The organism is Bacillus sp. JK62 (genome assembly GCF_053663455.1).
In genome coordinates this window covers 379,724-392,414 of sequence record NZ_JBSJQA010000006.1, presented here as the reverse complement: position 1 = coordinate 392,414, position 12,691 = coordinate 379,724, and the positions used below count along the sequence as shown (strand labels likewise).

At 48.4% G+C, this 12,691-nt stretch carries 6 protein-coding genes and 1 pseudogene; 4 read left to right on the top strand and 3 right to left on the bottom strand.

The window, feature by feature from the left end; all coding sequences use genetic code 11:
• Positions 1-7,458: a beta-ketoacyl synthase N-terminal-like domain-containing protein gene (locus ACWJJ4_RS15495; RefSeq protein WP_454021791.1), complete on the top strand. Its 7,458-nt coding sequence runs from the start codon at positions 1-3 to the stop codon at positions 7,456-7,458.
• 134 nt (positions 7,459-7,592) lie between these two features.
• Here ACWJJ4_RS15495 and ACWJJ4_RS15490 read toward each other — a convergent pair whose 3' ends face one another.
• Positions 7,593-8,804 (bottom strand): cytochrome P450 family protein, encoded by a 1,212-nt coding sequence (locus ACWJJ4_RS15490; RefSeq protein ID WP_102422503.1) that lies wholly within the window; start codon positions 8,802-8,804, stop codon positions 7,593-7,595.
• Positions 8,805-9,092: 288 nt separating this feature from the next.
• On the opposite strand from ACWJJ4_RS15490, the gene ACWJJ4_RS15485 reads away from it, so the two are divergent.
• Entirely contained in the window at positions 9,093-9,527 is a 435-nt protein-coding gene (locus tag ACWJJ4_RS15485; RefSeq protein WP_007611576.1) for a NucA/NucB deoxyribonuclease domain-containing protein, read from the top strand.
• 60 nt (positions 9,528-9,587) lie between these two features.
• Positions 9,588-10,343: a YoaK family protein gene (locus ACWJJ4_RS15480; protein ID WP_070081855.1), complete on the top strand. Its 756-nt coding sequence runs from the start codon at positions 9,588-9,590 to the stop codon at positions 10,341-10,343.
• A 33-nt stretch (positions 10,344-10,376) separates the two neighbouring features.
• On the opposite strand, the gene ACWJJ4_RS15475 is transcribed toward ACWJJ4_RS15480, so the two are convergent.
• Together ACWJJ4_RS15475 and ACWJJ4_RS15470 are read right to left on the bottom strand one after the other, a co-directional pair.
• Positions 10,377-10,739 carry a hypothetical protein gene (locus tag ACWJJ4_RS15475; RefSeq protein ID WP_007410383.1) on the bottom strand — a complete coding sequence of 121 codons (363 nt, stop codon included), beginning with the start codon at positions 10,737-10,739 and terminating at the stop codon, positions 10,377-10,379.
• 192 nt (positions 10,740-10,931) lie between these two features.
• Complete coding sequence (locus tag ACWJJ4_RS15470; protein ID WP_369614219.1) at positions 10,932-12,260, bottom strand: S8 family peptidase; 1,329 nt, start codon at positions 12,258-12,260, stop codon at positions 10,932-10,934.
• A gap of 178 nt (positions 12,261-12,438) precedes the next feature.
• Between ACWJJ4_RS15470 and ACWJJ4_RS15465 the strand changes: the two are divergent.
• Positions 12,439-12,674 (top strand): annotated as a pseudogene (locus tag ACWJJ4_RS15465) (hypothetical protein).
• The last annotated feature ends 17 nt before the right edge of the window (positions 12,675-12,691 follow it).

Here is a 12,691-nt window from a genome sequence, read left to right as displayed (position 1 = left end):
TTGCAAAACACTGAAGATCTTCTTTACAAACTATTGGCAGGCCAGCTGAAATCTGTCGGATTTTTTACGGAAAACGAAACGCAGCCTGTCATGCAGGGGTTTTACGGCAGGTGGCTGGAAGAAAGCATCTCCATCTTGGTGCAAAAAGGCTTTTTGAAACAGTCTGGCAGTACGTATGTGTTAACGGGTCCGATAGAGCGTGCGGACGTTCTGTGGCAAGAATGGGATGAAAAGAAAGCTCCTTTGCTCAAGGACAGCAGCAAACGGGCGATGATCACCTTAGTGGAGACCGCTCTCAGAGCTTTGCCGGATATTTTATCCGGCAGAGTTTCTGCCACTGATGTTCTGTTTCCTGATTCATCAATGGAATTGGTTGAAGGAATCTATAAAAACAATGAAACGGCAGACTACTTTAATGAGGTGCTCGCTGACACATTGACGGCTTTCATTGAAGAACGACTGAAAGAAGACCCGAACGCGGAAATCCGGATATTAGAGATCGGAGCGGGGACGGGCGGGACGAGCGCGGCCGTTTTCAAAAGTTTAAAAGAGGTCAAACATCATGTGAAAGAATATTGCTACACCGATCTGTCAAAGGCCTTTTTCATGCATGCTGAAAAAGAATACGGTCCCGACAATCCGTATTTGACTTATAAGCGGTTTAATGTGGAAGAGCCCCCGGCTTTGCAGGGTATAGAGGCGGGCGCATATGACGCGGTCATTGCGGCAAATGTGCTTCACGCGACAAAAAATATTCGGCGGACACTTCGCAATGCCAAAGCGGTGCTTAAAAAGAATGGGATTTTGCTATTAAATGAGATCAGCAGCCATTCGGTTTATTCTCATCTGACATTCGGTCTTTTGGAAGGCTGGTGGCTGTATGAAGACGCCAAACTGCGCATTCCCGGATGCCCTGGGCTGTATCCTGAAGCTTGGCAGTCTGCGCTGGAAAGCGAGGGATATCGGTACGTTACATTTATGGCGGAATCGTCACATCACCTCGGCCAGCAGATCGTGGCGGCAGAAAGCGACGGCGTCATCAGGCAAAAGCAGCCGGACGCGCAGGCGGTTGAAGAAATTGCGGCTTCCAAAGAGCCGGCTGATTTCACAGAACCGTCTTTCTCAGTCACAGACCGGACGGTGCAATTCATAAAAGAAACGTTAGCCAAGTCCATAAAACTTGCTCCCGAGCGCATTCAGTTGGAAACCAGCTTTGAAAAATACGGCATCGACTCCATTTTGCAGGTGAATTTTATCCGTGAACTGGAAACATTGACGGGCGAGCTGCCGAAAACGGTCTTATTTGAACACACGAATACGAAAGAACTTGCCGAGTATTTGCTGGAAACTTACCCGGATAAGCTGCAACAGGCATTCGGAGCCGATCAAGCGCCTCCTGAAACGGAGCATCCGGAACCTGCAATGAATGAACCGGTGCCGCTTGTCACGGAAACACGGCGATTTATCACTGAACAAAAAGAGCCAAAAGCGCTAAAGCCGGAAACAGAAACCGTCACCGATAATCGCTCAGATCGTGACGACATTGCCATTATCGGCATCAGCGGCCGCTATCCCGAGTCTGAAACCCTCGATGAGCTGTGGGAGCATTTAAAAGCCGGAGACAGCTGTATTACGGAAGCTCCGGAAAACAGATGGAAGTCCGGTCTTCTGAAAACGATGGCAAAAGAAACACGAAAAGAAGAACGCAAAACACGGTACGGCGGATTTCTGCAGCATATTGACGCTTTTGACCATCACTTGTTTGACATCCGGGAAGACCATGTGATGGAGATGACGCCTGAGCTCCGTCTAAGCCTTGAAACCGTATGGGAAACATTTGAAAACGGAGGCTACTCGTTAGAGAGAGTAAACGAATGGCAGGAATCAGACAGCGGAATTGGTGTATTTATGGGCAGTATGTACAATCAATATTTCTGGAATATCCCGTCATTGGAAAAAGCTGCGCTCAGCTCTAACGGAGGGGATTGGCATATCGCCAACCGCATTTCCCACTTTTTCAATTTAACGGGTCCGAGCATGGGCGTTACGACCGCATGCTCCAGCTCACTGAGCGCCATTCATCTCGCCTGTGAAAGCCTGAAGCTTAACAGCTGTTCCATGGCGATTGCCGGAGGGATCAATCTCACGCTTGAACCGTCTAAATATGATGCGCTCGAACGGGCGAATTTGCTTGAGCAGGGAAGTGAAAGCAAAAGCTTCGGAACCGGCACGGGTCTGATGCCGGGAGAAGGAGTCGGAGCAGTGCTCTTGAAGCCGCTCTCCAAAGCGGTTGCCGACAAAGACCATATTTACGGGATCATTAAAAGCAGCGCGTTGTGCCATAGCGGCGGAAGGCAGATGTACACGGCTCCGGATCCGAAACAGCAGGCGAAGCTCATGGCGGCTTCCATTGACAAGGCCGGAATCAATCCGGAAACAATCAGTTATGTTGAATCAGCGGCAAACGGCTCTGTATTGGGAGATCCGATTGAGGTCATTGCCCTGACAAACGCGTTCTCGCAATATACCGATAAAAAACGATTTTGCGCGCTTGGATCCGTCAAGTCAAATCTCGGCCATTTAGAGGCGGCCTCCGGGATGTCCCAGCTCGCGAAAGTGCTGCTGCAAATGGAGCGGGAAACATTAGTTCCAACCATTAATGCAAAACCGCAAAATCCGAATATCGCGCTTGAACAAACGGCCTTTTACCTGCAGGAGAAAACCGAGTATTGGGAGCGTCTGAAGGATGCCGAGACGGGAGACATCATACCGCGGAGAAGCATGATCAATTCCTTCGGGGCAGGCGGGGCATATGCAAATCTCATCGTAGAAGAATATATCAATCCGAATTCTAATCATGCCCGTCACGGCAATGAGGAATATATTTTCCCTGTGTCAGCGAAAACAAAATGGAGTTTTGAAGCCTATCTTGAGAGACTGGCGGCCTTTTTAGAAAAAACGCCATCTCTTCATCCGGCCGCCATCGCATCCGCTCTGCAAAAAAGAACGCATCATCCGGAGTATCGGGCGGCATTTACGGCTGCTTCCGTTCAGGAACTGTCGGAAAAACTGGCCGCTTACCGCATGGATCAGCGGAATCTCAATTTCTCCGATTCTGATATCGGCCGGCGTGCGTGGCAATGGGAAAAAGGAGAGAATATCACGTTTGATCAGTTGCAGCAAGAGCACGCCGTTCATCTGCCGGCCTACGCTTTTGACCACGGGACTTCTTTTCATTTCGGTGAATCAGAAAACGCTGCCGGCGTTCAGGCGGTATACAGTGATGACGACCCATACGTGAAAGGGCATCAATTCAGCGGAGAACCGGTACTCGTCGGCGCTACATATAACAGTCTGGCAGTCGATCATTTTTGTGATCTTTTTCCTGAAGCAGAGGGAGGACATATTAAAAAACTGAATTACGTCAGCCCCATTACCGTAAAAAAAGGCGATCGCATCGAGCTGAAAACAGAATCGAAACAAAACGGGGATGGATTTGAACTGAGCATAATGCACCGCAGCCGCACGTCTCCTGATTGGAGCATAGCGGCGTATGCCGAGTGCAGCCCGTATCCGTTTCAAAAGCAGCACGCGGATCTGGCGGCCATTCAGCGCTCATACCGGGAAGTGGGCCGGATAGATGAGTTATACGGAGACGGAACGGGAACCGTCGTGTGGGGAGAAGAATTTAAAACGATCACCCGCCTGTACAAAGGCACTGATGCCGTTTTAGCGAAAGTGAACCTGAACAATAGCGACTCACAACAAGCGCATCATTATGCCATAAATCCGTTAATCGCCAACAGTGCTTACTTGGCCTCGCTTTCTTTATTGGACCAAACAGAGGCGGAAAGCTATCTGCCGTTCGGCATTAATTCCGTCACCTTCAGCAACCCGGAAAATCTTACCGATTGCTGGCTGCACATCAAGCTGGCCAAACAAACGGGGGAAATGATTCTGATTAACGCAGATGTCATCAGCAGCCGATCGGAAGTGGTGATGCGTTTTGAAGGCTATGCCCTGAAACGGTTCCGCCCGAAAACCGAACAGATGAATCAGCCGGCCCGAACGGCTGTTAAGAATGCGGGAGCACCGATTTCTGCCGGCAGTCTGACAGATGATATCCGCAGCTACGTCCTTGGCAAGCTCGCCAAGATGATGGATGAACCCGCGTCCTCTCTTCGTTCTGACGCGAATATCATGGAATTGGGACTTGATTCAGCGAGTCTGATCGGGCTGACAAAAGAGATCGGCCAAGAGGCGGACATCGATGTGAATCCAACATTGTTTTTCGAGTATCCGACGGCGGAGGAGCTGACCCGCCACTTCGCGTCAGCATATGAGAGCAAGTTTTCTCAATTGCTTGCCGATCATAAGCATTCAGAAGAGGCTGGGGTCACGGAAACAGAAGAGCGCACTTTACCGAAGAAACAGCATACGCCTTGTGAAAACGCCGATGTCAAGCAAGGAATCGCGATTATCGGTATGTCAGCTCAGTTTCCGCAATCCCCGGATATCCAGTCTTTTTGGGGGCACATCGTAAACGGGGATCGCTGTATTACCGAAATTCCGGCGGACCGCTGGGACTGGCGCCGTTACGCCGGCGATGAGAATGACACGAGTCTCAGATGGGGCGGTTTTATTGACGGTGTCGGAGAATTTGACCCGCTCTTTTTCGGAATTTCTCCTAAAGAGGCATCACAAATGGGGCCGGAGCAGTTTCTGCTTTTGATGCATACATGGAAGGCAATGGAGGATGCGGGCCTGACAAATAAGGCATTATCAAGCAGGACGACAGGCGTTTTCGTTGCCGCGGGCAACAGCGATCCGAACAATGGAACAGCCATTCCGTCCATCATTCCGAACAGGATATCATATGCCTTGAATTTACAAGGACCGAGTGAATATTACGAGGCTGCCTGCACGTCAACGCTGGTGGCATTGCACAGGGCGGTTCAATCAATCCGTCATAACGAATGTGAGCAGGCTGTCGTGGGCGCCGCCAATATTCTGCAATCGCCGAAAGGTTTTATCGGTTTTGACTCAATGGGATATTTAAGCAAAAACGGCCGGGCGAAATCGTTCCAAAAAGATGCGGATGGCTTTGTCAGAAGCGAAGGGGCGGGCGTGATCATCATCAAACCGCTTGAGGCGGCAATTGAAGACGGCGATCATATTCACATGGTCATTAAAGGAACAGGAGTGTCTCACGGCGGTAAAGGCATGTCGCTTCACGCACCGAATCCGGCGGGAATGAAGGCCGCGATGAAAAAAGCGTACGAAGACACCGATGTTGATCCGCAAACCGTCACTTATATTGAAGCGCACGGCATTGCCTCCGAAATGGCAGATGCGCTGGAGTTTAATGCAATCAAAGCGGGTTACGGCGAGTCTGCAAATCAAGAGGAAAGCACGCCTTGTTATATCAGCACCGTGAAACCTTGCATCGGGCACGGCGAACTCGCTTCCGGACTGGCCGCCCTTATAAAAGTAGCGATGGCCATGAAGCATCATACCATCCCGGGCATTCCCGGATTTACAGCTGCAAATGAGCAAATGGCTATTCAAAAAAGCCGCTTCCGTTTCACCGAAGACAATCAGGAATGGACACAGCTCACCGACCATACGGGCAGACCGATCCCGCGCCGGGCCGCAATTAACAGCTATGGCTTCGGCGGCATGAATGCGCATGTCGTCTTGGAACAGTACAGCCCGAGCCATAAAGACAAAGAATCTGAGCATGACCCGCAGCTTATCGTGCTTTCTGCTAAGAGCGAAGGGCGTCTTAAGGCGGCCGCAGGTCAGCTGGCTGATTTTGTGCAAACTGGAGATACTCCGTCATTGCGGGATATTGCTTATACGCTTCAGACCGGCCGTGAGGCGATGAACTGCCGCTTGGCACTCGTTGCCCGCAATCAAGATGAATTGCTGGAAAAACTGAAAGAGTACAGAGCATTTTCCGAAGAAAGCAATGGAATGAAAAGCTTCTTTACAGGCAGTCAGCAGACTGGATCAGGAGATATCGGCGTTTTACTGGAAGGGACTCTCGGTACAGTCGTCACGGAGACGCTGTTGGCTGAAAACAATCTGGAAAAGCTTGCATTTTGCTGGGTGAAAGGAGCGGATATACCGTGGGACAGACTCCACCAAGGCGAATCTGTTCAAAGAGTGCCGCTTCCGACATATCCTTTTGAACACCACAAGTATTGGAACGGCGGTCAGCCAGAAGAGATCAGCCTTGCACCGGTTTCCCAGGACCCTCAGCTCCGCCGCGAGAGCGCAGCTGACATTGTGGCTGACATTTTGGGGATGAAGGCAGCGGAAATTGATCAAAATAAGCCGCTGACTGAATACGGATTCGATTCAATCTCCTGTATTCAGCTGCTGAAAAAACTTGAGGACGGAGACAGCCGCATCAGTCTGGAAGCTCTTCAGAAATGCAGCACTCTTCAGGAGATCGGCATGCTGTTAAAAACGAACCAACCGCATGAGGCGGGCCGGAATTTTCCCGAACTCGTCAAGCTGAATGAAAGAGAAAAAGGCCGTCCTGTTTTTTGGTTTCACGGCGGAACAGGAGGCGTTGAAGCATACCAGCCATTCGCCAAAAAGAGTCAGCGTCCTTTTTACGGCATCCAGGCAAGAGGTTTGACAGGGAAAGAGCCGCTGCAAGGAATCGAAGAGACGGCCGCTTCTTATATGAGAATCATCCAAGCGGTACAGCCGAAAGGCCCTTATGACCTCGGCGGATATTCCTTGGGCGGAATGCTTGCATATGAAACCGCGCGCCTCTTGCAGGAGGAAGGTCATACAGTAAAAAGCGCCGTCATGATCGACACCCCGTACAGTGAAAAATGGAAAGAAAGAAAACCATCTGTTAAGTCAGTCATGCTGCAAACGATCAATACGATGCTTACGGCATATCTTAAGCCTGAAAACCTTGAAGAGGCATTAATCAGCAGAGAAGACATTACCGTCCAGGCTGAGGAAGAAGAAGTATTGAAAGAATTGATCGGCCTTGCCAAAAAGCGCGGTCTGCCAAAATCCGAAGAAGCGATCCGGATGCAGCTGGAGCAAATGATGAAGACGCAGCTCGCTTACGGAATGGAAGAGTATGACATGAAGCCGCTGCCTCATCCGGAAGCGCTGCAATGCTACTACTTCCGTAATAAAAGCGGTTTGTTCCTCGGAGATCTTGAACGTTATCTGACAGCAGAAGAAGAACAAATTCCGTTAGACCATGATGCGTATTGGAAAGAATGGGAACACCAGATGAAACACTTTCACCTGCTGGACGTCCACTCCTCCAATCATGTCACAATGCTGTCGGAACCAAAGCCGCAAAACGCCATTAAGGCATTCTGCGAAAAACTGTACGCAAACAAAGGAACGATAAGCGCAAATTTCCTTAAATCTTTCAGAAAAAAGCTGGACGAAACAAATGAATTGGTAAAACGGTAATAGAGAACGGCCGGAGCAATCCGGCCGTTTTTTTTATACATAGAACTAAATTCATTATGTACTAAATATTCACTATTATATTGATTTCCTGTTTATAAGACATTAAAAAAACCCCCGATAAACAGGGGGCGATATTAAAATCTGACAGGCAATGTTTCAAGCCCTCTCAAAAACACGTTTTTTCTCCATGTTACATCCTCGGGCGCGCCTTTCAGCTCTATATTCGGGAACCGTTTTAAAAGCGAAGTAAAGGCAATGGATGCTTCCATCCGGGCGAGCGGAGCCCCGAGACAAAAATGAATGCCGAATCCAAAAGAGATATGACGGTTCGGTGTTCTCGCTATATTTAATGTATCAGGATCATCGAAATATTCCGGGTCCCGATTGGCTGAACCGATGCCGATAAATATCATATCGCCTTTTTTAATAGAAACATCTTTATAGGTGAAATCTTCAAGCGCCCATCGATTCGCCATCATGATGACGGGAGAGGTATACCGCAAAAGCTCTTCGACCGCCGTCTGGATATTTTCGGGCTGCCGCTTTATCTTCTCCATCTGGTCTTTGTGCAGAAGAAGCGCCAGGGTGCCGGAGCCGAGAAGGTTAACCGTTGTTTCAAGCCCGGCAACGACTAACAAAAACAGCATGGAATACAGCTCTGATTCACTCAGCTTTTGGCCGTCCTCTTCAGCGTAAATAAGCTTGGTTGTCAGATCTTCAGCCGGATGTTTTCTTTTATCTTCGATCAGTGTTTTCATATATTGTTTAAATTCTTTGAGAGCCTGGTTGGTCGCATCTTGTCCGCTTTCTGACGTGTCAACCATCGCGTTAGTCCACACTTGAAATTTGGCGCGGTCCTCTTTCGGAATTCCGAGCAGCTCGGAAATGACGATAAACGGAAGGGGTGCCGCGAAATCTCTCATAATATCAGGGTCTGCTTTTGTTTCCATTTCATCCAGCAGCTCTTCTGTGATCTGCTCTATCCCGGTGCGAAGCTGCTCAATCATCCGGGGAGTGAACCCCTGATGCACCAAAGATCGAAGACGTGAATGATCCGGAGGGTCTTTTGCCAGCATATGCTCTGAGACAAAATCGATATCTTCGCTGACATTCAGCTTTGCGATCAGCTCCTTCGGCATGACCCGTCTTACATCTCTCGTAATTCTGCCGTCTTTTAAAAACGCCATACAATCATCATAACGCGTGATGAGCCATGCCGGAAAGGTGCCTCCGAAACGCTGCAGTTCGAATTTATGTATGGGGTCCTGCTCTCTGAATCTGCTTAAAACCGCAAAAGGGTCTTCGTGAAACTCGGGTGAGTGTGGGTGAAACATTGTTTTTTCCATCTGGATTTCCCCGCCTTCATGTTTTTGAAAAGACATAACCAACAGCCGGTGCCTGCCGACCGGACGGCATTCCTCCTTTTATCTGCCGAAGACACTGATCACAACGGCTCATAAGTATGTCTAAAATATATAAGGAAACAGAAGCCGGTTCAATAGATAAATCGTAAAGCCGCCATTTTCGTTAATTATCAACAAAACAGCAAACTTTTTTTGCCAATTCATCATGTGTGTTAAATCCGGCTAATATACATATTTACGCTTCATATCAACTTCTTAAGGAGGATGTGAATGAATGCGTTTATGAAATGGGCGGCAAGTCTGCTTTTGGTGATCTCTCTTCAGTTCGGCCTTACGGGCGCCGGCATCCATTCGGACAGTGCTGCTCGTGCCGCATCCCGATACGATCAGGTGCTGTATTTCCCGCTGTCAAAATATCCAGAGACGGGAAATCATATAAAAGACGCCATTTCGGCAGGTCATTCTGAGATTTGTACAATTGATCGGGGCGGAGCGGAGAATAGAAGGAAAGAATCATTGAAAGGAATTCCGACAAAGCCCGGGTTTGACCGTGATGAATGGCCCATGGCAGTCTGCACAGAAGGCGGGGCGGGGGCTGATATCAGATATGTAACCCCGTCGGATAACCGCGGGGCCGGTTCATGGGTTGGAAATCAAATGAGCGGCTATTCCGACGGCACGAGAGTATTATTTATCGTTCAGTAACTTCTCCGGTTCGCCGGAGTTTTTTTTATGCTTTGAAAAAGCGGCGCGCCGGCTGGACATATGAAATGGCGAAGAGTAAACTTATATGTTGGAATCAGCATGAGAAAGGATTGGATCACATTGACAGTGACTACATACCGAAATATTGCACTTTTACTTCTTTGTTTAACAGCGGGAATTGTGGATGTGATCGGTTATTTAAGCCTGGGACATATCTTTACCGCCAATATGACGGGGAATATCGTTCTGTTCGGCCTGGCGATCGGCAACTCATGGCACCTTGCCGTACTCAAATCGTTAACCTCGTTAATCGGATTTATTGCCGGCGTTATTGCCGCGGCCTTGCTTGTGGGCAATAAAAAGAAATCATTCTGGCCCCCTGCGGTAACTGCCGCTTTAGCTATTGAAGGAGCTGTTTTGCTGCTGTTTGCTTTGTTCTCTTGCTTTTTTGCAGATGCCATTTCTGTTTATGTGCTGATTATGCTGCTCAGCTTCGCAATGGGAATGCAGACGACAGCCGCGAGAAAACTTGGTGTAGCGGGGATTTCCACGACCGTATTAACGGGAACGCTCGCTAATTTTTTTGAAGATCTCACCGCAAGGTTTTACAAAGCGGACAAGCGGAAGCAGTTTACGAGAGATGCTGTATTGCGCGCGCTTGCCTTGGTTCTGTATTGCTTTGGGGCGGTCATAGGCGCTTTTGCCGAACCGGATTATAAGTTTGCCGTGATCTGGCTCCCGATTATCATTATTTTAGGCATTATGCTTTGCGCATTCACGATGTTCCACGGATATTCTGAAGAAAAAAACCAATAAAAAAACGCCGCTGATTCAGGGCGTTTTTTCTTTTTATTGCTCTTTCCGGGTCCCGATTGTATACACGGCCCGATCTGTATGTACCTTTAATCCGTCTTGCTCCTTTTGGATGGTAATGTCGCCGAGCAGAGGAATTTCATACGCATCTTGGGGAAGCGGGACATTTCCTTCCTCCGTATAGGTTGTGCCGTGCCCTTTTAAGACGAGTTCTTCATCCGCTACATAGTCATCGGGATGGTTTGTCCGGCGGACGAGAACATCATCAAGGTGAAGCATGATCTGATCCATATCAGAAATCTCGTTTCGGCTGTCTGTCAGCTCTCCTTTTCTGATATCAAGCGTTTGTCCGATCTGTTTTTGCAGCCATTCAGACAATTCGGTGTTTGTAAGTGCCATTGTGATTCCTCCTTTTATCTACACCATACTTATTCCCTATTTTTTTAGAAATACACTGCCTTGCATTGATCTTTTTTTCTGACAGCCGGTTCTGACCTGTTCCGAGTTCCTTCATTATAAATGTTTCATCTATTCATCTGAAAAACGGAGTCATCTGCCGCTGCAGACGACCCCGTTCTCATGATAAAAAGGTTACTCTTTCGGCACGGCGTTTTCAGCGTTCACTGCGCCCGCTCCGTAAATGTTCGGATCTTCATTTGTCCATTGATCCGGACTTTGTTTGATCAATGTTTTCACTTCGTCAGGCGAAAGCTGCGGGTTTTGCTGAAGGATTAAGGCGGCGATGCCCGCACAGATCGGAGTGGCCATGGACGTGCCCGAAAGACTGAAATACAAGGAGCCTACTCGGTTTGATTTCTGTAATTTGTCAAGATATGAACGCGGAGAACGGAGAGATACGATATCGACCCCGGGCGCAAGAATGTCAGGCTTCTCTTTTCCGTACACCGTCGGGCCGCGGCTTGAGAAAGAAGCGACCGTATCGTCTTCATTGCTGGCTGTATCATTGTCATCATAGGCGCCTACCGTGATGACCTTCTCGCTGACACCGGGGCTTGAAATCGTTTGAGCTTCCGGACCGGAGTTGCCCGCGGCGACGCAGACGACGATTCCTTCATTCCATGCCTCTTCAACGGCCTTGACGAGCGGGTCGTCCGTTTCTTTATCATATCTGAGCGCATCTCCGCCCAGTGACATGCTGATGATTCTGATCGGATTCTTTGTGTGTTCTTTATTATATTGTATGCACCATTCCACACCTTCAATGATATCAGCCAAGGTTCCTGATCCTGATTTGTTTAAAACCTTGACTCCGATCAGATCGGCTTCCGGCGCCGGCCCCTGATATTTACCCGAAGATGAAGCGCCGCTGCTTGCGATATCACCGGCGCAATGGGTGCCGTGCCCGTTGTCATCATACGGTTCTGTCTTTTGGTTGACAAAGTCCTCAAATCCGATAATCCTGCCTTCTAAATCGGGATGCTGGTAGATTCCGGTATCAATAACGGCGACGGTTACGCCTTTTCCTGTTAATACGGTGCCGTTACGGGTCACTTCTTTTGCATGAGACGATTCAGCTGCCGTATCAAGGAGAGCTTTTACTTCACGGTTTAAATAGATTTTACGGATATCCCGGCATTGCGAAAGAAGCATGTGAAGGGCGGACGGAGTGACTTCGGCGCTGCAGCAATTGATTGTTTGAAACTGCTTTTTTATGGTGCAGCGTTTTTCTTTTGATAAGACCTGTTCTGTGCTGTGAAAACCGGATTCATGGCAGCCCTCTTCAAATTCAATGATGACTGACATTTTCTTTCTGTTTTTCACCTTTTTTTCGAAAAAATTGTGCAAAAAGCAAGGTGTCCATTTGAAAGGTTTATATAACTGTAATACGTTTTCTCTGAGCGGCCAGTCCAGCTTATGAGCATTTGACCGCACCATTTGTACCATTGAGTAACCAAACATATATACTTTTCCTCCCATTCTGGCGATTCTCTCTATACCATATGAACAGGCCATATGTTCGGTCAGTTTGTTTGTCCTTCAGGAGCGCTGGTTACTTGCGGCTTTTTCAGGAGAAGAAATCGAGTTGGGTCGGAACGTTTGTTGGTTTATAATGAATCCGGCGGAAAGGGGTATATACATGAACATCATATTGAGACACTCCTTGGAAAAACAGCTTCCGATTGATATTATATATATATGAAAAAAGACGGCTCCGTTTCAAAACGGACCATTATGATAAAAAAAGGGGATGAGCGGGCTGTAACGGCATTTTGCTGTACAAAAAGGCAGATGAGAACTTTTTTGACGGGCTCCATTCTGTCCTGTGCATTTGCTTCGGGAGGCGGATATTCATTTTTAAAAGCGTATTCTTGATGCCGTCCGTTTCCGGC